Source organism: Pseudarthrobacter sp. P1, from assembly GCF_050156935.1.
In the GTDB taxonomy this organism is placed as follows: Bacteria; Actinomycetota; Actinomycetes; order Actinomycetales; family Micrococcaceae; genus Specibacter.
Genome location: NZ_CP189584.1, coordinates 272122 through 294432, shown reverse-complemented (window position 1 = coordinate 294432; position 22311 = coordinate 272122). Strand labels below are relative to the sequence as shown.

17 protein-coding genes and 1 pseudogene are annotated in these 22311 nt (G+C 62.8%); 9 read left to right on the top strand and 9 right to left on the bottom strand.

Annotation, left to right across the window (positions count from 1 at the left end):
* Nucleotides 1–203 precede the first annotated feature (203 nt).
* The 3 genes from ACQCSX_RS01270 to ACQCSX_RS01260 all read right to left on the bottom strand — a co-directional run bounded on the left by ACQCSX_RS01270 (nt 204) and on the right by ACQCSX_RS01260 (nt 5160).
* Nucleotides 204–809 (bottom strand): dihydrofolate reductase family protein, encoded by a 606-nt coding sequence (locus ACQCSX_RS01270; RefSeq protein WP_427017314.1) that lies wholly within the window; start codon nt 807–809, stop codon nt 204–206.
* Between the two features lie 430 nt (nt 810–1239).
* Entirely contained in the window at nt 1240–1578 is a 339-nt protein-coding gene (locus tag ACQCSX_RS01265) for a DUF1801 domain-containing protein (RefSeq protein WP_427018941.1), read from the bottom strand.
* 2295 nt (nt 1579–3873) lie between these two features.
* Nucleotides 3874–5160 (bottom strand): MFS transporter, encoded by a 1287-nt coding sequence (locus tag ACQCSX_RS01260; protein WP_427017313.1) that lies wholly within the window; start codon nt 5158–5160, stop codon nt 3874–3876.
* 256 nt (nt 5161–5416) lie between these two features.
* Here ACQCSX_RS01260 and ACQCSX_RS01255 point away from each other — a divergent pair, with 256 nt between their 5' ends.
* The 5 genes from ACQCSX_RS01255 (at nt 5417) to ACQCSX_RS01235 (ending at nt 9773) form a co-directional block, all read left to right on the top strand.
* On the top strand, nt 5417–7888 hold the full coding sequence (locus ACQCSX_RS01255) for a glycoside hydrolase family 3 C-terminal domain-containing protein (protein ID WP_427017312.1): 2472 nt from the start codon (nt 5417–5419) through the stop codon (nt 7886–7888).
* Nucleotides 7889–7891: 3 nt separating this feature from the next.
* Nucleotides 7892–8533 (top strand): TetR/AcrR family transcriptional regulator, encoded by a 642-nt coding sequence (locus ACQCSX_RS01250; protein ID WP_427017311.1) that lies wholly within the window; start codon nt 7892–7894, stop codon nt 8531–8533.
* 106 nt (nt 8534–8639) lie between these two features.
* Nucleotides 8640–9080, top strand: a complete 441-nt coding sequence (locus ACQCSX_RS01245) for a pyridoxamine 5'-phosphate oxidase family protein (protein ID WP_427017310.1) — start codon at nt 8640–8642, stop codon at nt 9078–9080.
* A 1-nt stretch (nt 9081) separates the two neighbouring features.
* The gene (locus ACQCSX_RS01240; RefSeq protein ID WP_427018940.1) at nt 9082–9438 is read left to right on the top strand and encodes a YidH family protein; all 357 of its coding nucleotides are present in this window, start codon (nt 9082–9084) and stop codon (nt 9436–9438) included.
* Nucleotides 9435–9773, top strand: a complete 339-nt coding sequence (locus ACQCSX_RS01235) for a DUF202 domain-containing protein (RefSeq protein WP_427017309.1) — start codon at nt 9435–9437, stop codon at nt 9771–9773. The genes ACQCSX_RS01240 and ACQCSX_RS01235 overlap by 4 nt, the downstream gene beginning before the upstream one ends.
* A 424-nt stretch (nt 9774–10197) precedes the next feature.
* Here the strand turns inward: ACQCSX_RS01235 and ACQCSX_RS01230 are convergent.
* Both ACQCSX_RS01230 and ACQCSX_RS01225 read right to left on the bottom strand, forming a co-directional pair.
* Nucleotides 10198–11041, bottom strand: a protein-coding gene (locus ACQCSX_RS01230) for an IS5 family transposase (RefSeq protein WP_427018933.1) whose coding sequence is annotated in 2 segments (ribosomal slippage) — nt 10198–10734 and nt 10736–11041 — 843 coding nt in all. Because the reading frame shifts where the segments join, the coding sequence is not laid out codon by codon here.
* A gap of 185 nt (nt 11042–11226) precedes the next feature.
* The gene (locus ACQCSX_RS01225; protein ID WP_427017308.1) at nt 11227–12087 is read right to left on the bottom strand and encodes an SDR family oxidoreductase; all 861 of its coding nucleotides are present in this window, start codon (nt 12085–12087) and stop codon (nt 11227–11229) included.
* A gap of 14 nt (nt 12088–12101) precedes the next feature.
* On the opposite strand from ACQCSX_RS01225, the gene ACQCSX_RS01220 reads away from it, so the two are divergent.
* Nucleotides 12102–12527, top strand: a complete 426-nt coding sequence (locus tag ACQCSX_RS01220; protein WP_427017307.1) for a winged helix-turn-helix transcriptional regulator — start codon at nt 12102–12104, stop codon at nt 12525–12527.
* A 258-nt stretch (nt 12528–12785) separates the two neighbouring features.
* Here ACQCSX_RS01220 and ACQCSX_RS01215 read toward each other — a convergent pair whose 3' ends face one another.
* On the bottom strand, nt 12786–13433 hold the full coding sequence (locus tag ACQCSX_RS01215; protein WP_427017306.1) for an isochorismatase family protein: 648 nt from the start codon (nt 13431–13433) through the stop codon (nt 12786–12788).
* 108 nt (nt 13434–13541) lie between these two features.
* On the opposite strand from ACQCSX_RS01215, the gene ACQCSX_RS01210 reads away from it, so the two are divergent.
* On the top strand, nt 13542–14489 hold the full coding sequence (locus ACQCSX_RS01210; RefSeq protein ID WP_427017305.1) for a GlxA family transcriptional regulator: 948 nt from the start codon (nt 13542–13544) through the stop codon (nt 14487–14489).
* A 136-nt stretch (nt 14490–14625) separates the two neighbouring features.
* On the opposite strand, the gene ACQCSX_RS01205 is transcribed toward ACQCSX_RS01210, so the two are convergent.
* Nucleotides 14626–15216, bottom strand: coding sequence for a CGNR zinc finger domain-containing protein (locus tag ACQCSX_RS01205; protein ID WP_427017304.1), 591 nt, complete (start codon nt 15214–15216; stop codon nt 14626–14628).
* A gap of 97 nt (nt 15217–15313) precedes the next feature.
* On the opposite strand from ACQCSX_RS01205, the gene ACQCSX_RS01200 reads away from it, so the two are divergent.
* Complete coding sequence (locus ACQCSX_RS01200; RefSeq protein ID WP_427017303.1) at nt 15314–16381, top strand: LLM class flavin-dependent oxidoreductase; 1068 nt, start codon at nt 15314–15316, stop codon at nt 16379–16381.
* A 285-nt stretch (nt 16382–16666) separates the two neighbouring features.
* A pseudogene (locus ACQCSX_RS01195) lies at nt 16667–18017 on the top strand (flavin monoamine oxidase family protein).
* Between the two features lie 1629 nt (nt 18018–19646).
* On the opposite strand, the gene istB reads toward ACQCSX_RS01195, so the two are convergent.
* Together istB and istA are read right to left on the bottom strand one after the other, a co-directional pair.
* Nucleotides 19647–20378, bottom strand: coding sequence for an IS21-like element helper ATPase IstB (gene istB, locus ACQCSX_RS01190; protein WP_427015968.1), 732 nt, complete (start codon nt 20376–20378; stop codon nt 19647–19649).
* A complete protein-coding gene (istA, locus tag ACQCSX_RS01185; protein WP_427016398.1) occupies nt 20375–21841 on the bottom strand; it encodes an IS21 family transposase in 1467 nt (488 codons plus the stop codon). The genes istB and istA overlap by 4 nt, the downstream gene beginning before the upstream one ends.
* Nucleotides 21842–22311: the final 470 nt, after the last annotated feature.

Below are 22311 nucleotides of genomic sequence, written 5' to 3'. Positions count from 1 at the left end.
TGCTTGCAGCCAGGGACCGGAAAGCCATGCCGTCCTGCGGGAAACCATGATGTCATTTTCCTCGACACGACCCATAAAAGGGTCAAAGTCGGCTGCACGGAATGTTTGAAGCCGACTGAACGCCCCGATCCATGTCCGGGCGGGGAACCAGCACTGGAACCGTTCAAGATGTCCCGTCGAGGATCCTTTACGGGTCGGGCTGATCAGACCACGCCGCGCACAGAGTAGCGGTGCAGCGTGACGCCCTGATCGAATGACTGCTGCTCAATCAGGTCGAGGTTGACGCGAGGGCGCGGATCATCGAATAGCCCTCGCCCCGAGCCCAAGATGACCGGATGCGTGAACACCATCAGTTCGTCGAGGAGGCCCGCGCGCAGCAACTGCGTAGCGAGCGTGGCGCCGCCCACGGCGATGTCGCCTTCCGCATCCTGTCGCAGCGCAGCCAGCTGGTCGATCACGTCGTCCCCACCGATGATGCGCGTGTTGTGGGACGCCAGCGCCGGTGTCAGCGTGCGTGTGTTCGACACCAGCATCTTAGGCATCGACGTCCAGATCTCGGCGAACTCGCGCAGAAAGTCGGGAAGCGACCTGTCGCCCCGGGCATCCGGCCAGAAGGGGTCCATCATCTCGTAGATCACACGCCCCTCGACCATTGCCGACATCGTGCGGGCTCGGGCGTTGAACTCCCGATGCAGCGGTGCGCCGAGGCGGATCCAGTCGGGACCGGCCAGGTTGTTGTGATCGCCGGAATGCTGCTCGATCATGAGATCGAGGGAGACATTCATCCAGTACACGAATCGTGCACTCATCAGCACTCCTTCCGGATGGATAGGCATCCTTCATTGTGCGCGCGTTCGGCCCCGGTAGCGAGACGTTGTCGTACCGTCGACCCTTGGCTTCGGGTTCTCATCGTTGGGTGCTTCGAGGTCGTGGTGCAGCCGTGGAAAGTGCAGTCTCCACCGCCCATGGTGCCCGGTCCGGGCCGGGACGACCCAGTCTGCTTGGAAGGACACCTCCGGCTAGCCGCGAACGCCCTGGCCAGGTTCGCCGTCGGACTTAACTGCCTCAGCGGAATCACCCTGCGGCAGGCACCGCGGCACAGCGACACACCGCATGCTGAAAGATCGCCAAACCAAGGGGGAAGCTGCGCGGAAAACAGCCAAAGCCCTCCACGGCCAAACGCCCGAACCCGCCCGCACTTGGCCACGGCCGGCCCCCACACCGCGGCACGGGTCCGTGTCAGGCAACCGCTTTCTCGACTAGCGCGCGAATCTTGGCCTCCGTCGCAGCATCCAGCGAGGTGATGGTCCACGCGACCGGGTGCATGTGGGCACCCTCCTCACGTGCGGGGTTCACCACTTCGCCAAAACCGAACGCGATGAAGTCCTTATCCGGTTTGATGTAGCAGATGTCTTTGCCGTCCTTCACATAGAACGGAAGTCCCCAGCGAACGATCGGCTCCAACGAGGGCGCGCTCTCCCGGATGATGCTGTGCAGGCGTTCGCCGATCTCCCGGTACTGTGCGGGGGCTTCACTGAGTTTGGCCAGAACGGCCGCGTCACCCTTCTTCGTGAACATCGTGTTCAAGCCTCCTTCACGTTCTCGTCAGGCAGTCGTTGTAGCCAGCCTCGTGCACCCGTGGGCCACCGAGGGTATCTGCGACCGGCGACGGTGCCAAGCCTACGTCGCCGGGTCGGGGGCAGTCCAGGCAGGCGACCCCATCGATGCATTCGACGATCCGGCTCGGCTCTACGTGGTCGACGAGGATGCGCCCACAACCGGCGACGCGCAACTCGGCATGCTGCGACCCCGGGTTCACCAAGCCCACCCGGGAGCAGATCACGATTCGAGAGCATGACGCCTGGACCGTGAGCCCGTCGTCGATACGGCAAAACTCGCCGTAGACGAAGCAGTAAAGCGAACCCTGGCCGCCGTGGGCAATGCGACCTCTCCAACGACGTGAATCCTGCCGCCCGCAAGCCCGCCCCCACCGCGACACCTTCCGGCCACCCCAGCGGCAAAGAATTACATACGTATGCCGAGACCACTGATTCGCGTACAGCCCGTCGGCAAAACGGTCCCGCTTGGATCAGCCCACCGCCGCAGCGTCAATCGCGGCCAGATCCCACCCGTAGTCCGTGCATGCCAGCTGCCAAGGAGCATCCAGGCAGAGGATGGGACAGGTCCGCGCCGTCAGAGGCGCCACGTGCCTTGGGCGACGCCCCAACTGCGCATTGCATGGATACGGAATAGCCGTAAGACCCTACCCGGATCTAGCCGGACAAGCATGCCACAGCGGGTACGTCCCCTGATGGACGGCATGAACGGTCACCATAAGTCCTGTCCGCGGGGAACGGGCGCCCGGCCACGTGCAGCCCCAGACTTGGGGCGTCGGAAGAAAAGAAACTCGCGAAAGTTCCCTCCACGTCATGTCGTCAACTGCGATTCCCACGATGAAAAGGCATAGGGTAAAAACCCGGACCGCAGACCCCAGGAATCGAGGACCCCACAATGGTCAGCAACCGGCGCAACCCACACGCCATGGGCCCGTAAACCGGGCCAAAGACCTCGCCAAGCGGGCTTCGTGCACACACTTTGGCGGGTTTTGTCCACAGGCCGGGGCCCAAAGGGCCCCTGACCTGCTCAAACACTGTGCCCGAGGTGGGACTCGAACCGGATTCCGGCCCTTGCAAACACTGGGAAGTTCAGGAAACATGCCGAATCCGGGCCAGTCCGGTACCGGTACGGACGGGTCCGAGGGCAAAGGGTGTGGACATTGTCCACACCCTCCCCTTTGCCTCCACCAGCGATTGCCGAGAATCCCACAGAGACTCGCAGGACAGCAACCCCCAGCACCTTAGCCATCCTTCATAGAGAACCCAGTTGTTGCGTTCCGACTCAACAAGACACGCTGCCCCGGTGGGGGGACACTATTGCTTCTCCAGTCGCCCGCCCTCGGTGGTGAGAGGTACACCTCCGCAGGAGGGAGCTTTCAAAGCTGCTCCCCCAGTTCCAAGAAGGTGAGACGGCTTCAAGGACGCTCCTCCAGGTCCCGGATTCTTAACAGTTGTAGACCACAGCCGTTCAAATCACTCCGCGGGAATTGCCTACCTGACACACACATCCCAGTCATAAATTTGCGATTTCCAAGGCACGTCGCATTCCACAACCCCTGTGAACGTACCGCTGCCGCGAACTGAATCCTTGCGGTACGTCACATCGATACGAAAATCGTCACCGCCGCTCTGCCGTATCCGAGTGCCGACCAACTCGTAGCCGCTGCTGAACTGCATATCCCTTGCGTAATTCTGACAAAAGCTGCGCGCTGAAGACTAAGTAGCGCCTGAGGTGGCTGGACGCTGCATAGCCTTAGGGTTGCTGGTGCTCACCGCAGCAATCACGACAATTTGGAAGACGATTGTTGCCACTGCCCATAGCAACCATTTCCACCAACCTGATCCGGCAGAAGGACTGGGTGGCGCAGGGAACGGCTGTGCGTGCGACATGGACCGAAAATACCAGTGACGACGCAAATCCCTCGCAGGTCGCCAAAATCAAGATGGCCAGTTCACAACTTGACCTCAGTAGAATCTCCTGGCTTACCCGCCTCGCTGAGCGGGGGCCAGCGCTGTTCCACTTACAAGAAAGTAGTGCGGCAACAGGGCGCCCCCTCATTCGGTTCCCAGATCTGTGGGCTTTGCCGCTGCTCACTATTTCGCCCTCTTGTGTGGTGAGGGCTCTGCCAGTCGTTAACGCAAGTGCTCGGCTGGATTTCCCAGCCGAGCACTTGTTCGCCCGTGGTCAGAGGGGCTCTGTCGTCCGACAACTTATGATCCTCAGAGCGTGGTTGCGGCTATGTCAGGAATGCTGGGGTCATCGCACTTTCTTCACGGGGAGGATCGTCAGTGCGCCCAGCAGGGCGATGCCTGCCGCCACGGCGAGCAGGAGGTCGTACCTTCCGCCACCCAATGTGAGCAGCGCGGCTGACACTGCCGGTGCAAGTGACTGGGGGCCGGCCATGGCGATGTTGAAGACGCCGAGGTCCTTTGCAGTGTCATCTGGGTTGGGGAGGACATCGATGACGAGGGCGAGGTCTACGGCGATGTAAATGCCGAAGCCGATGCCGATGACCAGTTCGGCCCAATAGAACCCGTTTGTGGAGTCTGCCAGGCTAAGCATCCACGTGCCAATGCCGAAGATGATGGCTGAAATCCAGATGAAGACCTTTCGACGCCCGAGCCTGTCCGAGATCCATCCGGCGATTTGGCCTGCCGTAACGAGAGCCAGGGTGTAAATGAGCACACCGGTCGCCAAGGCGCCTGCTGCGTCCTGTTTGGAAAGGCCAAGGTCCTGCTGCAGGTACAGAAGGCGGAACGTGGCGAACATGAACAGGGCCAAGACGACGAGAAAGCGTGAGATCCAGGCGAAGGCGAAGTCCGGATGCTTGACCGGGTTGACCCAGAAGGTCTTCAGAACTGTACGGAAGCCACCTTCGGAAGCTGGCCGGCGTTCCATGGGCTGGTCCGGCAGGACGAAGGCGAAGACGAGGACCAGAATCAGCCCGAGGACTCCGGGAACCAGGAATAGAAGGAGCATGTTCTGCCCGAGAAGACTCGCCGAGTACGCCGCCCCCAGGCCGGCTGCCTGGGAGGCGATGCCGATCATGCCGCTGACTTTGCCGCGCTGCCACTGAGGTATTTGATCTGCCAAGGAGGCCGTGTGTGCAGCGACCGCAGCGTTGCCAAGGGCTTGTGCGAAGAACCAGCCGATGCCTAGAACCACGACGTTTGGCGCCAGGGCAATTACGGTCAGGCTGACCAGGAGTCCCAGTGCTCCAGCGACGAGCCACGGGCGGCGGCGGCCGTAACGGCCAATGGTTCGGTCGCTGAGCCGGCCAAAGACAGGATCGAAGATGAGGGCGGCGAAGGCGCCCATGGAGATGACGAAACCGAGCGTAGAGGCTACTTCAGCCGGGGAAACCAAGGACTGCACCTTGATCGTCATCCCGGCCACGATTGGCACGGAAAGGGCAGTCAGAAGTCCGAGCCGGGCCAGCACCATCGTGGCGATGAGGCTTGCTTTGGCTTTTTCTTTGGGAGCGGGGGCGGCGGACCAAGCCTTGGATGCTTCAGGTCCTGCAGCAGAATCAGACACAACCATGGGTCTCATTGCTTTCTGTGGGAGATGTATCCGGACCAGAGGAGTCCGGTGTGATGGAAACCACAGTACACGAAACCGACCGAGTGCATGGTCTGTTTATCTAATCGTTACCTTTGTCCTCCAGTCACCTTTCCTTGATGGCGATAACGGTACCGACCGTGTACTCGGTCGGTTGTGCTAGTCTTGTGACTCACCACACAGATCCACCGGACTGGGCCGCCTGGCCAGCCGCGACCTTTGACAAAGGAGTCCCACGATGAGCGTCCACGCCCCTGATGTCCCGTACCCTGCACCTGCACCGGGGCGGGTTGACCTTGCCCTCATTGACGAAGCAGTCAGGTCACTTGATCTGGCAGGGAAGATCCGGTTGCTGTCCGGGGCCAAGATGTTCAGCCTCTGGCCGGAGGAATCCATCGGCCTGACAGAAATTGTGATGTCCGATGGCCCCACCGGCGTCCGTGGGGAAGAAGTCGTCGGCGGCCGCGAGAGCTGCCTGCTGCCGAACGCCACACTGCTGGCACAATCCTGGAGTTCGGAGGTGCTCGATGAGGTTGGCGCGATCCTCGCCGAAGAGGCAATGGACCAGCAGACCCACATTGTCCTGGGCCCGACCATCAACCTCCACCGCTCCCCCCTGGGGGGACGGCTTTTCGAGTGCTTCAGCGAGGACCCGTACCTTACGGGCGTCCTCGCAGCGGCATATGTCCGCTCACTGCAAAGCAGGGGAATCGGGGCGTCGCCGAAGCATTTCCTCGCCAACGAATCCGAGACGCAGCGCACCACGGTCGACTGCGTAGTCGACGAGCAGACCCTCCGTGAGCTTTACCTGCTGCCCTTCGAAATAGTGGACCAGGATGCGCATCCGTGGACCGTGATGGCCTCCTACAACAGCATCAATGGTGTCACGGCAACGGAGCACGACGAGCTCATCAACAGCATCCTGAAGCAGGAGTGGGGCTTTGACGGGCTGGTCATGTCCGACTGGTTTGCCACCAAGCGGGCAGCGGAGAGTGCAAACTCCGGCCTGGATCTGGTGATGCCCGGACCCGAAACGGTCTGGAGTACATCCCTTCAGAAGGCCGTCCGTTCCGGCAAGGTCCCCGAAGAAGTCGTCGATGACCATGTCCGCCGTCTACTGATGCTCGCTGCCCGTGTTGGGGCTTTTGGGCAACTGCGCAGCTGGCCGACTAACATCCCCCGCCCTGACAGCAGCCTGCGCCGGGAACAGCTGCGCAGGATAGCTGCCCAGGGCATGACCGTGCTCAAGAACAAAAACACCGTGCTTCCCCTCTCCAAGGGGGCCGGAAACGTTGCCGTCATCGGACGCCATGCCACTGACACCGTCGCCCAGGGCGGCGGTTCGGCCCGGGTGCGCCCCCCGCATGTAGTGACCATTGCCGACGGCCTCGCATCCGCGCTCTGGCCAGGCGGCGTCACGGTCGTGGACGGAGTTGAAACCAGGACGAGAATGGTCGCCGCATCAGCTTCAGCGGTGCGCGATCCCGAAACCGGCACTCCGGGCATGCGGGTCCGGGCTCTCGACGAACAGGGCAACGTCCTGGACTCGCGCCACTTTGACGTGGCGGAGCTTGAGGTAGCCGAGGACGGTTGGCTCGCCCAGGCGGCCCGGATCGAACTGTCGGCCGACGTCTCCCTGGCCACGCCGGCGCGGATGCGCGTGGGCGTCATCGGGCCCGGCCAGTGGACGGTAGTAGCACCTGGCCACCACGAGTCATTTACAGTCACCCCCCACGATGGGCCAGGCGGGGGCCTTCACAGGCCCAAGAGCCACGCTTCGGTGGTTCCCTTGGAATCCGGTGCACGGATCACCGCCACGACGGGACCGCACTTCGAGATGAGAATCATCGGGCTCGTGGTCACGGCGGCCGCCCGTCCTGCGGCAGCGGCAATCCGTGACGCGGTGGAAGCGGCAGCATCTGCCGACACTGCGATTGTCGTCGTCGGCAACACCCAGGAACAGGAAACCGAAGGCCAGGACCAAAAGACGCTGGCTTTGCCCGGAGAACAGGACGCACTGGTCGCCGCCGTGGCAGCCGTGGCACCACGTACAGTCGTCGTCGTCAACGCCGCCACCCCGGTCCTCATGCCCTGGATCGATGACGTTGATGCGGTACTCTTCGCCGGGCTGCCGGGGCAGGAGGCCGGCGACGCAGTCGCGGCGGCACTCACCGGGGAGATTGAGCCGGCAGGGCGCCTCGTCACCACCTTCCCCGTCCACGACGGCGAGGGGCCGGCCTGGGAGACGGCACCCACCGGCGGACGCCTTGAGTATACGGAAGGGCCGGGTGTGGGGTACCGCGGCTGGTACCAGTCTGCAGCGGAGCCGTTGTTCTGGTTCGGCCACGGCCTCGGTTACACCACGTGGGACTACACCTCCGCGCAGCTCATGGACCGCGACGAAGCAGGGGTCAACGCTGTCACCGTCACCCTGACCAACACGGGCCAGCGAGCCGGGAAGGAAACCGTTCAGGTGTACCGCGTCCCCCTCGACGACGGCCAGCCCGTACGTCTCATCGGCTGGGACCAGGTTTCACTCCGCCCTGGAGAGAGCGGTACTGTTCAGATCAATTGTGATCTGCGAACCCAGCGACTGTGGGATGTGGACCAACACCAGTGGCTGCCGCTTTCCGGCGGTTCCATCGTGATTGCACGTGGCCTCGGCGATCGCCGAATCACGGTACCGCTCGAAAACGGACAGGAGTCCTAAGGCATGTCTTACCCACCCGGATACCGCATCGAACGCGAGCGAAACCGTTCCGAAAAGGCCGGCGATATTGCCAGGTCCAAGGCCATCCAGGCAGCAATTGAGCTGTTCTCCACCAGCGGCTACAACAAGACCTCCATCGCCGAGGTGGCCCTGCGGACCGGATTGTCCCAGTCGGGCCTGCTCCACCATTTCCCGAACAAGACCGCCCTGCTTGCCGCCGTGCTCGAACAGCGGGAAAGGGAAGACAGCGAATTCCTCTTCGGTGAAGGGGAAGCTCCTCTGGGCTGGGCCGCATTCGACTCCCTCGTCGCCCTCGTGGCCAGAAACTCCACCCGGCCTGAGTGGATCGGCCTGTTCGTTCGCATCTCCGCAGAGGCCACCGAAGCGAAACACCCCGCAAACCAATGGATGCTCGATCACTACCGCAGCACGCGGCAATGGCTTAGCCAGGCGGTCGAGGACGGCCAGCGTACGGGCGAAATTCTCCCGGGCGCCCCCGTCGACGCCATTGTCCGCAACACCATTGCCGTGCTTGACGGGCTCCAGCAGCAGTGGGTGGCCGAACCACACACCATGTCCATGGTTACGGAGCTCCGCGTCTACCTGGACCAACTCCGCGCTGCCTGGGGAACCCCCAAGCAGTAGCCCAGGAAACCCCTCTGGGCCGGCTGGCAGCCGGCACCTGTGCGCCCCGCAGCCCCGGCCGCCGCATTTACTACACCCCTTCAGACAGTGAAAGGAGCGCGCCACCATGCCCGCTCTCCCCCAGCAAGTATTCGACTTCATCTCCCAGCCCAACCCCGCAGTCATGGCTACGGTCCGCCCCGACGGGCGTCCCGTGAGCGTCCAGATCGTGTATCTGGTTGAAGATGCCGAGCACATCCTCCTGAGCATCGCCGCAGGCAATTCCCGCGGCGGACGCCTCCAGCACCTCCGGGATGACCCCCGCATGTCACTGACGGTTCTCAATGGCGATGACTGGACGGAAGCCGTCACCGTCCTGGGCACCGCGGTTGAATTCTTCGACGACGAGAACCTTCAGAGCATTGATGCCATGACGGCGCACTACTTCGGTGGCCCCTACGCGATCCGAAGTCCCCGCACCGCGGTCAGGATCCGCATCGATGAATGGACCGAACACCCCACTACGGTGTTCCAGGTGCAGACGAAGACGGACGAGACCGTTGGCTGAGCTGAGCCGTTTTCCCAAAGTGGTCTTCAGCCAGGGAAGTGAACCGGATGCGCGTTTCAGTCTGGCCAATGAACGCACCTTCCTGGCCTGGATCCGCACGGCACTGGCGCTACTCGCCGGCGGGGTCGCTCTCGAGGCCCTCGGTCTCGGCATCCAGTCCGGCTACAGGCTCACCGCTTCGATCCTGGCGATCCTCGCCGGGGTGCTCTCGGCCGTCCAGGCCTGGACCGGATGGAAAAGGGTGGAGCACGCACTCCGAACGGGGTCCCCTCTGCCCTCCGCCCCGTTCTCGCTCCCGCTGGCGGTCCTGCTGGTGTCGGTCGCGGTCCTTGTTCTGCTCGGAATCCTTTTGCGATGACCACCCTGTTCGACCCCGGCCTCCAGCCGGAACGCACCGGGCTTGCCTGGCAGCGCACCTGCCTGGGCCTTCTTGCCGGATCCTTGGCCTCGATGAAGGTTCTGCCCCCCATCCTCGGGCCATGGTCTCTGCTTTTGGCCTTCGCAGGTGTTCTCGAATCATCCCTCCTGCTGTTCGTGGTCCGGTGCCGGTACCTCCGACAGCACCACTCCCTCACGACCCTGGACGGCCAGCTGCCCCGGACCGCCGACGGGCGCCTTCCGGCAGTCCTCGCCCTGACAACTGTGCTTGCCGGGATCGTTTCGTTGGTTCTGGTCCTTTCGATTGGGCCGTAGTGCTGCGTTCCTCGGTGGCTTCGCCCAGATGCCCGGTCGAGGCCTGTCCGAGAACACCGGTGACGGGGTCAAGGATCTTGACGATGTAGACTGTCTCACCGTTTTGGGATCCAGGCCCCCGCTGGGGTGCCTGCATGTCGCGGGTTGCCTCCCCTGAAATGGCCACCCTTGACCTGGTCCGGATGGACGAGGTGCTCGGCTTCCGGAGATGCGGTGGGCTGGCGGATCTCGTTTTGGACGCACGCATCAACCCGGCAAGAATCCTTGACGAATGCTGACCAGACCCGCATTGGAGTGCTGCTCCGCATCATCGGATGGCTGCGCAGATCGCTGAAACGGGCAGGCCCCGGCCCTGTGCTCTTTCGGGTGGGGAGCTGCGGATACCCATAAAGGTGTGCCCCAGTGGCCCCCTCCACCGCGCTAGCTAGGGCGTGTCTCCCAATGCGGCGCTCCAGATGACGACGGCGTGCAGGACGGCCGCTGAGCGGTAGGTGAGGGCCAGTTTGTCGTAGCGGGTGGCCAGGGACCGCCATTGCTTGAGGGTGTTGAAGCTGCGCTCGACCACATTGCGCCGTTTGTAGGCGTCCCTGTCGTATCTGACGGGGCGTCCCCCGGCGGAGCCCTTGCGTTTCCGGTTGGCCTTCTGGTCGTCCTTTTCCGGGATAACGCACTCGATGCCCCGCCCGCGCAGGTACGCCCGGATTGCTTTGGAGGAATAGGCCTTGTCGGCCATGGCCCGGTCCGGGCGGGTGCGGGCCCGGCCGGGACCGGGCCTTTCTACCTTCAGGGCCTCCATGAGGTTCTCAAACATCGGCGAGTCCCCGCCCTGGCCCGGCCCCAGCAGCAGGACCAGGGGACGCATGTTGCCATCCACCAGGGCGTGGATCTTGGTGGTCAGCCCGCCGCGGGACCGGCCGATGGCATGGTCCTCAGGCTCGTCGAGCAGATTCCTGTAATTCGACAGGTCCCCCTGTGTGGCGGGGCAGGTTCGTGCCGTGCTGGTGGGCACGGTTGACCGTGGAGTCGATCGAGACCTCCCAGTTGATCAGCCCGGCCGTGTCCGCGCGGGTCAGCAACGCCGCCAGGACCTTGTCCCAGGTCCCGTTGGCGGCGTTGCGGCGGTGGTGCTTCCACACGGTCTTCCACGACCCGAAATAGGCAGGGAGATCACGCCATGGGATCCCTGCCCGGTAGCGGTAGATGATGCCCTCGGTCATCAGCCGGTGGTCGTTGAAGGGTCGGCCCGGTTTCCCCGACGAATCGGGCATCAACGGGGCAATGGACTCCCACTGGGCATCGGACAACACGGAATAGCGAGAAGGCACCCATCAATCATGCCAAACCGCAAAACCACTGATTAGGAGACACACCCTAGGATCCGCAGGCACCAGTGGGGAGATTCCGCGACTCAAACACCCCGCGGCGACACGGCGCCGCAGGGTGTTTGGGCGCTCTATGCAGTTGCTTCGGCCAGCCACTCCAAAACCGGCCGGGGGCTGATTCCGAGCACCTTCTGGGCACTGTTCAAATCATCAATGACATTGGCCTCTTGGGCATTGAGGGCACGATAGAGGCCGACGACTGGGAGGCTCGCAGGGCCGAATATCGGTGCAATGAGGTCGCCCAATACCTCGGGAGTGATTGCTTCAAAATGGACCTGGCGACCCAAATACGTGGCGAAGGCGGTTGCAAGGTCCTGGCCGGTCAGGCCGGGCAGGTGTCCAAGAGCGATCGTGCCGGTGACCAACGGGCCGGTGAGCAACTGCACGACCACGTCAGCGACATCCTGGTGTGAGCTCCACGAAACCGGGTAGTCAGTGGGCAAGGGGTAGCGCAGCACGCCTTCTTCTTGAATGGAATCAGCGACGACGGGGAGCTGCAAATTCTCCAGGTACAACCGCGGCGCGACGATCGCGGTCGGGATTCCGGTGGCCGTGACGTCGCGGATGAGACTCATGATGGGGCTGTCGTCGGCGGCCTGCAGCGGCGACCCATGGTCATCGACGATTTGTCCGCTGGTGGAAATCACTACCCGGCCAGGACGTGCCTCGGCCACAGCGGCGGCGATTGCTGCCGCCTGCGCGCTACCGTCGCTGGGGCTTCCCATCGGCAGATGCACAAACACGCCGTCCGCGCCGGCGTACGCCGCTGCGAGAGAAGGGGCGTCTGTTAGTTCGACGGCGACTGCATCGATGCCTGCAGGAACAGACGTACTGTCCCTCACAGCTGCGACAGCGTTGCGACCGGATGCAAGCAGCGCGGTGAGAACAGGGGAACCTTGGGCGCCTGTGGCGCCATGAATTATGTAGACCATAACTCCATTAGTGCATGAGATGCATCAGTTACGTCAACTGCACTAATGGCGTACGGTTGGAATTTATGAGAGAAACTGACCTCCCTGAGTGTGGCGTAGCAAGATTCCTGCTGCTGTTCGATGGCCCTTGGGCCACGTTGATCGTGCGCGAGCTCATGCATGGGCCCCAACGCTTCGGTCAGCTGCGTGAGGCACTTCCGGGGATTAGTGCACACACTTTGACGAACCGACTTCGTATGTTCGAGGCCCGAGGGCTGGTTACACGGACCTCGTATGCGGAGATTCCCCCGAGAGTTGTCTATGAACTGACCGAGCTGGGATGGAGCCTCAGATCGGTGTTGGATGCGATGTACGAGTGGGGTATGACTGCTCCCGCTTCTACGTTCATCGCCGCCCCCGTACTCGAGGGTGGGGGTCGATCAGTCAAGAAGGGGACTTGATCGACGGTCAGAAAGTCACGTGCGCCCGGCTATTAACAGGTTGTCCTCCAGAATTGTCGAAACCGACCGCTAAAAGTCGGCACCAACAACCGAGCGGGAAATCAAGGACCGGGGCATCAGCTGATCTGCCTTTCGATGAAGATCGGTGGCGTAGCAGTTCGAGACCACGGTCGCGGCCTGCTTCACTCCGGTTCCTCGGGGCTGTCCGCGGGATATTCAAAGACAGCCCCGAGCCTCAGAACATGGGCATCGAATTGATCAGGCGACCGGCGCGAATGCCGCGCGTCCCTGCATCGCTGAGGACCCCAAGTCGCCCTTGGGAAGTGTGGAGCCGGCCTGGACGGCCCGCTCCCAGTCGTTCGTGGTGGCAACGGCGGCGAAGTTGGACTGCAGGAGCACCAGCAGGGTCTCGTGGAGCTGCTGCGCGTCGACCCGGCCCAGCTCGTTCGCCAAGTGGATCGCGCCGCTGGCGTCGGACAGCAGTTCAACCCCGAAGCCCAGCGGTTCGGCAGTCGCTGCGGTGGCCAGGTCGCAGTTGTTGGTCATGTAGCCGACCATGGTGATGGCGTCGACCTGATTTTCCCGCAGCCAGGCTTCGAAGTCGGTGCCGGCGAAGACGCTGGCATAGCTCTTGACGATGTGCTTCCACGAATCCGTGCGGCGAGAGCAAATCTCCGGGTGCAGTTCCCAGCCCTCCGACCCCTCGGCGAACACCGGTGCGCCGGCCGGGTATTCGTGCTGGACCACGGCAATCGGCATCCCTTGCTCTGTAGCAAGGTCGATGGCACGGGTGATGTTGGCGAGGGATTCGAAGCGGTCCGGATACTGGATTTCCAGCGGCCCACCTTCGGCAAAGTAGTCATTCTGAACGTCGATGATGACGAGGGCGCGGCGCAATTCAGCCATGGGGTACTCCATTTTGTTTGCTGCTTGATTGGGTGATTCCATCTTGGCAACACCGTCACTGGTACTGTGAGTGGCGTATATGCATACTTTCGATGAAAATGGGCCACGGTGAAGATTGCCATCAACGCCTTCAACGGAATGACCCTGTTCCATCTGGCCACCCCGCTCCTGGTGTTCGGCGAAGTCGCCCGCTTGGGACTGGCCGAAGACTGGGAAGCCAGGGTTTTCACCCAATCCGGTCATCCCGTGCGTAGCGCCGAAGGTTACGTGATTGGAGACGTCTCCGGCCCGAATATCACGCTGGATGCGGATATCGTCGTGTTCCCGTCATGGCAACCCAGTCTGTCGGACCCCTCGGAGGACCTGCTTCGTACAGTGCGAGAAGCCCACGTGCGTGGAGCAATGATTGCAGGACTGTGCCTGGGAGCGTATCCGGTGGCGTGCAGCGGCATACTGGACGGCCGCACGGCGGTGACCCATTGGGAGGCGGTCCAGACAATGGCCGCCAGGCAACCTGCCGTAGTGTTCAGCGACTCCGCCCTCTATATTGACCACGGGGACGTGCTCACATCCGCAGGAACGGCCTCTGCATTGGACGCCTGCCTGCATATCGTGCGGACGCATTTGGGCGCGGCGGCCGCGTCCGCGGTGGCCCGCCACATCGTCGTGGCCCCGCACCGAGAAGGCGACCAGGCGCAGTACATCGCGCGCCCGTTGCAGGACCCCGAGCTTGACGGCCCGCTGGGTAGGACCATCCAGTGGGCCTTGGCAAACCTGGACCAAGACCTCGAAGTGGAAAGCTTGGCTGCGCACGCCACCATGAGCAAGCGAAACTTCACCCGCCGGTTCAAGGAAGTCACCGGGCTTTCCCCGGCGCGTTGGGTGCTGGGCAGACGACTCGATGATGCCCGCCAGCTCCTGGAAACCACAAGCTGGAGCGTCACCCGCATTGCCGAGTCGTGCGGTTTCGGCAGCCCGGTGACCTTCCGCCAGAATTTTGTCGCGGCCTACTCCACGACCCCGACCTCGTACCGGAACCGCTTCACCAGACGCTAACCTCCGGACGCACACGTCCGGACGGGGCTAGGCAGCGAGCGTTTGGCGACAAGCATGGCTGGCTTGGTACTCCAGGGAAAGGTTCTCCTCGTTTCCCGCCGCTGCCTACCCCGGGTTCGACTTGGAATCGCTCCGTTCACCGGGCGGGAGTCTTGTCCTGTTTGCGGGCATAGGCACGATTGGCACGCCGCCTGGCGCCGCATCGTTCAGAACACCACTGCCGCCTCGCGTGCGTTCGAACCATAAACCGATCGCACGGGGCGGATGCGCAGTGCGCGATGCGATGCGCATCCGGGCCGGTCAACAACGCAGCGGCATCCTCCGCGATTTGAGCCATCGCGTGATCGACGAGCTGCGTCAATGGATGGCCCGGAACCCGGAGCAATCCCTCGTCGGGGCCGTATCGCAGCAGCGCCGCGCTGGGCACCGCGGTCAAGGCACGATTGATGCCGTCCAACGACCCGGGATCCGGCGCGAGGCCTTCGGTGTGCGAGTCCAACACCCTCCGGATGTTCCCTCTCAGATCCGTGAGCTGACGCTGGCAATAGGCCAGCAAGCCGGTGCCTTCGGGCGCGAGATCGTGGCTGATGAGCCATGCGGTGGCGTTCCCTGGTGTGTTCAGTTCATCGGCCCGTTGTCCGCCCGGGAGCATGACGATGCTGTTGGCCAATGCCAGGCACAAATGCTCGGCGGTTCCGGGAGCGGGGGGTAGGGGGACCTTGTCCATGCTACTCACGGTATCAGTTGTGCTTTGACGTGATAAACCCCTACAGTGGTCGTATCACGTCAAAAACAACATTATCCCGTGATGAGTGAGGTAGTTCATGAATCGTCCACGTCCTTCCGGTACCGCGCCCTTCGTCTTATCGGTGCTCGACAATGCGCTCACTGGGGTCGGTGTTTCAGCCCAGGAATCCTACGATGAAGTCATCTCGTTGGCGCGGCTGGCCGACCGGCGCGGGTACCAGCGGTTCTGGATGTCCGAACACCATGCCATGCCCGGCGCATCGATCCCATCGCCACCACTCATGATGGCGAGGCTCACCGGCGAGACCGAGCGCATCAGGCTCGGTGCCGGCGGGATCATGCTGCCCAACCATGTGCCCCTGGTGGTCGCCGAGCAAATCGGCATGCTCGACGCGCTGGCCCCCGGACGGATCGATCTCGGCCTGGGGCGGGCTCCGGGCACCGACGGAGCAACCGCTGCGGCCCTGCGCCGTCACCAGTCGGCGAACGAAGACTTTCCGGAGCAAGTCGCAGAACTGCTGGGGTTCCTGGGAAACGACTTCCCGCAAGATCACCCCTACAGGGATGTGCCGGCAGTGCCGGGTCCCTGGCAGGCCGAGCAGAACCGGGTCCCGCAACCGGAGACCCGCGCCGATGTCTGGATTCTGGGGTCCTCGGTCTACTCCGCACAACTGGCCGCCCGACTCGGTCGACCGTACGCCTTCGCGCTGCAGTTTGGCAGCGCCGACATCCTGACTGCCATGCGGATCTACCGCGAGAACTTCCGCCCGTCGAGCTTCCTCACGGAACCATACAGCTTGGTGAGCGTGGGGGTTGTCGCTGACGAGGACCGGGTCGAGGCGCGGCGTCAGTCGGCGTCCGGGGCCGTGGCAATGCTGAGAATGTTCCAGGGCAGGTCCTTCTCTCTGTTTCCTCCCGAGGAAGTGGAGGCCTTTCAAGCCACCTTCCAGGAGCGGCAGGTGATTGAGGAATACACCGATCGGGCACTTCATGGAACCGCCTCCGAGGTGGCAGAGGGCTTGGAGAAGCTCCATGCCCAAACCGGTGTCGACGAGGTGATGCTGGTTGTTCAGGGACATTCGCGCCGTGCCCAAGCGCGCACAGTGGAACTGATCGCAGACCACTACGGCATGCCCACCAACTAGTGGAGGGGCGGGGTTTCGCCGGATTTGATGTTGACGAAAACGGGATTGGAAGACCTTTGAAAATAGCGATCATGCCGCCGCTCAAGAACGGCGAAGACCAACCGCACGGCTCCTCCGGCGAACCTGCCGTTGCCAGGGACCTGCCGCAAGAACGGCAGGGCCCAGGTTGCGACGAGCTGAATGCCAGGCTGAACCTTTACGGGGCAGATGGATGCATCCAGTCCGAGAGCGATCGAACCCGAAGCCTTGGTCATACGGCTGAACTAGTACTTGGACGATTTTGTAATGTTTGATGTCGACGTAGTTGTCGTGGGCGCGGGCCTCGCCGGCCTCAGCGCTGCCCGAAAGCTGGTAGGCGCGGGCAAGACCGCGGTCGTGCTTGAGGCCCGTGACCGGGTGGCGGGCCGTAACATGGGAGGCTTTCTCAGCAACGGCGTGCCGGTGGAGATGGGCGGCCAATGGGTCGGCCCGACGCAGGATGTGGCACTTGACCTCATCAAGGAACTGGGACTTGAGGCATTCCCCAGCTTCGATATGGGCGAAGCCCTGACCGTGTTCGACGGAAACGTCGTTCGCTACGCAGACAAGACGTATGGACTTCCGCCTGAGTCGGCCTTGGAGGTTGGCCGACTCTGGAAACAGCTGGAGGCCTTGGCCTCAACGGTGGCGATTGAAGAACCATGGGAATCCGCTGGTGCCCAGGAATTGGACCGGCAGACCCTTGACTCTTGGCTTGTCGCCAACATGGAAGACAGCCTTGCCCGACGGTTCTTCCGGCTTCTCGTCCCGGCGCTGTTCTCTGCCGAGTCTCCCGAACTTTCACTCCTGCACTTTCTTTTCTACATCAAATCCGGCACCAGCCTGGATTCACTCATGAACATCACGGGAGGTGCCCAAGAGACGCGAGTCGGCGGCGGAACCCACCAAATATCCGAGCGGATGTCCGCCGCACTGGGCGACGCGGTTCGGCTCAATAGCGTGGTCCGCACCATCCAACAGGACGGGACGGGCGTACTGATCGAGTACGAGGGGGGGTAGCATCACGGCCGAGCACGTCATCGTCGCCGTACCGCAAACGCTGGCTGGACGGTTGCACTACGTCCCGCCCTTGCCACCGCTGCGCGACGGGCTCACCCAGCATATGCCGGCTGGGGCCGTAATTAGGTTCCAGATCGGTTACGACACGCCGTTTTGGCGCGAGGCCGGCCTAAACGGCACAGTATGGAGTTTCGACGATGCTTTCAACGTCGTCTTGGACAATAGCCCGAGCGATGCCTCGTGCGGAGTGTTGGTCGGCTTCCTTGAAGGCTCCCACGCCCGCACCGCCAGCCTAATGAGCCCGGAGGAACGCCGCGGGCTCGTCATCAAGGCCCTGGTGAAGTACTTTGGACCGAAGGCGGCAGAGCCGTTCGACATCGTGGAGCAGGACTGGACAGCTGAGGAATTCACCCGCGGCTGCTACGGCGGACGACTTGGCGCAGGCGCCTGGACGCAGTACGGCAAAGCCCTGGCTGTTCCCGTCGGCCGCATCCACTGGGCGGGCGCGGAGACCTCCTCAATCTGGAATGGCTATATGGACGGCGCCATCCGCTCCGGCCGCCGGGCAGCCGACGAAATCCTCCACGACTGCTTGTGACCATCGCGGCCACCTCGCATTCCTCCCTGCACGTATCCATGCGACCGTCGCCACTCTCCCGGGAAGGAGGTGGTTACGCCTGCCCCGGAACCACTGGAGAAAATCGAGACCTGTCAATGCGCGTATCTCAAAAGCTACAGGCTTCTGAGACGCCGGAAGGGGGCGGATTCCGGTGGCGGTTCCGCGCGGAATCCCGCTCCCCCACCGTCTCGGAAAGGCATCTCACAGTCGGCCATGTCTCACGGCACAGAAAGAGGCCTTTTGAGGCAAGACGGGTATGAGGATGTCCGGCTACTGTCACGTTCCGAACTCAACCGCACGGAACGTTCGTAGTCATCTGCACTGCCCCGCGAGACCAGAGGCGGTGCACATCATCACAAGCACAGCAGCAACATACGGGGAGGGAAAAATGAACCGTCCTAGGAATCGCGCTGCCGTCATGTTGGGGAGATTTGCCTCCAAGTGCTCTGACCTTCCACTGATGGGCGGCCTTGTCACTATCGAATCGATTTGGACTTGGCCGAAGACGTCAACGCCGCCACAACCCAGCAGGACCTCCAAGCCATGGCCCAAAGACCAGCGGGATTCCTATAGGACCCAGACCCCAACCGGATGAATAGGGCTTCGGGAACCAGAACAACACGCCGTATCACGCATGATCCCGAAAATACCCAGCCGATTGTGCCGATCGCCAGAAACCATGCTGCTGACCTGGCATTGCGTCACGAATGGGCAGAATGCCCACGATGGGCATGATCGGAAGGACCCAAACCCCAACGTTCTCAAAATCTGCGTCATTCACAGCCCGATGCCCACTATGCGGTGGGCCCATCTGCGATCTCAAAATCTGTTTGGCCACGTCATGTCGCCGGCAGCTGTTTCACCGATGAACGAGTGTAGGACACAGAACCAGAGCACAGGTGCCAAGAATCGAGGACCCACAGTGGCTAGAAACGACAGCAACCCCCACGCCAGGGACCCGTAGAATCTGCCCAAGAGGCCTCGCCAAGCGGACCTCGCGTCAACACTTTGGCGGGTTTTGTCCACCGCCAGAGGCCCAAAGGGCCCCTGACCTGCGGAAACACTGTGCCCGAGGTGGGACTCGAACCGGATTTTCGGTCTTGCAAACACTGGGAAGTTGCGGAAACATGCCGAAACCGGCCCAGTCCGGCCCCGGTACGGACGAGTCCGCCGGCAAAGGTGTGGACATTGTCCACACCGAAATTATTTCCTTCCGGTGCAACCCAGACGGGCCGGAGGGGTCTGCGGCAATCACTGTAGGCCGGAGAGCTACCCAGACAATGCCACCGTGATGCGTGGCCGCCGGACACCGCCCAAAGAAGTCGGTCAAGCTTCATGATCACTACCCACCTCCATCGGTCAACAGAGAATCGTGGAGGGCGGGACCTGAAGCAGGTCGGCGATGCGTTGGACGGTGTGGTCCTCTGCTCCGTAGAGATGTTGGGCATGGCGGGCCTGATAGGGGGGTGAGGTTCGGGCGTCATACTCCGCGTTGCTGTCGCCGCGGTTTGGATTCGCGCAGGGTGTGTTTCGTCAAGTCTAAGTAGGCCGTTTCAGCGCTAAGAATTAGGCCACCTCGGCCCGTTTCTGGTCCATTTCAGCGGTTGGCTATTTCATGAGGGCATTTTTGACCCGGTAGGACTCGCCGCGGAATTGCAGAAGCCGTCCGTGGTGGACCAGCCGGTCGATGACGGCGGCGGCCATGTTGTCGTCCCCGAACACTGTTCCCCAGCGGGAAAACTCCAAATTTGTGGTGATGATCAGGCTGCGTTTTTCATACCCGTCAGCGATCACCTGGAAGAGAAGCCTGGCCCCTTCGGTATCGATCGGCAGGTAGCCCAGTTCGTCAATCGCCAGGAGCTGGTTCTTGGCCAGGGCGGCCAGTTCCTTGTCGAGGCGGTCTTCGTCCTTGGCGCGGCGCAGCATCATGACCAGGGCGGAGGTCGTGAAGAACCTGGCCTGGATGCCCTGCCGGCAGGCTGCGGCCACCAGGGCGGTGGCCATGTGGGTCTTGCCCGTGCCGACGTCCCCGTAGAGGACCAGGTCCTGGGCCCGGTTGATGAAATCCAGGGATTCGAGGGGTTCGCGGCCGTAGTCCTCCGGGAACCGGACACTGCCGTAGTCGAACCCGGTGAGTGTTTTCATGGCCGGCAGCCTCGCTGCCTTCAGCAATCGTTGGCGGCGTGACTCCTGCCGGGATTCGTGCTCGGCCAGCAGGACCTCGTGGAGGTATTCGCGTTGTTTCGGGGTGCCCTTCTCGGCCCATTCGGTCAACACGCTGCCGGTCAGCGAGGCATGCTTGCCCGCTTCGAGGATGTCTTGGACGGTGATCGGGTTCATGCGACTTCTCCGGTGGTGGTGTTCAGGGTGGTGAAGGTGTCATAGACACTCAGATCCACGTTGGCTGCCGGCGGTTCGGTGCCGTCAGCCAGACGGCGGGCCAGCATGCCCAGCATGGCCATGTCCGGTGCATCCCCGCGCTGGATCAGGGTGTCGGCAGCGGCCACCGCGGCATCGAATCCCGCCGCCGACGAGGCGGCGTCCACGGCGTTGAACAGGCGGCGCCGCCCGGTGGCGGTGGCTTTGTCCAGCCAGTCACGCACGGGGTCGGTGACCAGGGCCCGCAGCGGGGAATGGGACCACGCCCCGGGCTTCGTCACGAGCAGCGGCACCAGGGAAGCCGGGTCGAAGACCGTCTCGGCCTGCTTCCCGAAGACGCGTGGGAACGTGCGGACGGGTTCGGAATGCTCGTCAAGGATCTGCACCACGTCGTGTCCCAACCCCACCGTGAGCATCCGCCCGTGGAAGACGGGCCCGGCGGCGTACGTGTTCCCGTCAATGAGCAGGTTCCCGGTCTTGTCGGCCTTGCGCGATTCGTAGCGCACGGCATCGAAACCGATCCCCGGCAGTTCCATGGAGGCGGCCACGTCCTGGGCGAACAGCTCACCCAGGGGCAGGCCCTTGCGGTAGTGCACTGTGGTGGCCAACGCATCGCAGCGCGCCATGAGGACCTTGTTGAGCCCCTCCAAGGTGGCGGCCTCCGGCTCGGGGACCATGAAGTTCCGGCGCAGGAACCCCACCGCGTTCTCCACGTTGCCCTTCTCGTGGCCCGAGTATGGATTGCAATAGCGGGACTGGGACCGGTAATGGAGTTTGAAGGCGCCAAACAGCTTCGTCTCGGTCACCCTGGTTCCCACCCGGTTTCCGATGCCCGTCGCGTTGTCAAAGACCATGTGCCGCGGCGCAGCCCGAATGTGCTCGAACACGGTCCGCAGCCCGTGGGCAACGCATTCAGCGGTCTCGCCGCGGTATGCCTGGACGAAGCGCATGTTCGAGAACGGGAAGGTCACCACGAGGATGTGCAGGACCTGCCGGATCCCGGCAATGATGGCCTCGGCCTGACCGAAGTCGACCTGCACGGTGCCGGCAGGCCAGACCAGTTCGGTGAACCCCTCGCCGGGCTGCCGGTTGGCGGCCAACCATTTCTTCACGTGCCGCTGGACCGGTGAATAGGTGCCGGTGAACCCATGCTCTTCCACGAGCCTGTCAAAGATCCGCTTGACCGTGTGCCGCTGCTTGCGGTTCCGGCGCGCATCCTCGATGAGCCACCGCTCAATGATGTGCTCGAACCCGGCCAGGACCGAGGCACCCGGCCTGGCCAGCGGTGCCGGCGGCGCCGGGGAGAAGTCCTGCTGCTCGGCGTACTTGGCCGCCGAGGTCCGGCTGACTCCCAGCCTGCGGGCGATCTCCCGCACGGGGACTCCCTGGGAGTCGAGTCGTCTGATATTTTCTTGTACGGACATGGGTACCGTCATCTGCTTTCCAGCCCTTCCGGCGCATACGCTTCGCAATGGCAGCGCCGTAGGAACCTATCTGGGGGTGGCGGGCCCATGTCCCTGACACTCAAGGCGGGGCCCGAACCACCGGGTGATCTCTATCTCCAAACCAGCCCCCGAAACCTGATTCCGGGATGAAATGACTGGCCTGATTCTTACCGCTCTTTTGGCCTGAAACGAGCCACCAACGTGGCCCATATTCTCGGCTGAAACGGCCTACAGATAGTCGATCACACACAAGGGGACGACAGCCGCCGGCCAAATCGGGAAGTTGGAAGGAGCAGTGGCCGAGGACGTTGATGTGCCGGCGCACGTACGCCGGCTGGCGGCCGCCCCGTCGTCGGGGCGGCCGCCAGTTTCAGTGCGCTGCGGGTGTTAGGGTGTGTCTCCTAATCAGTGGTTTTGCGGTTTGGCATGATTGATGGGTGCCTTCTCGC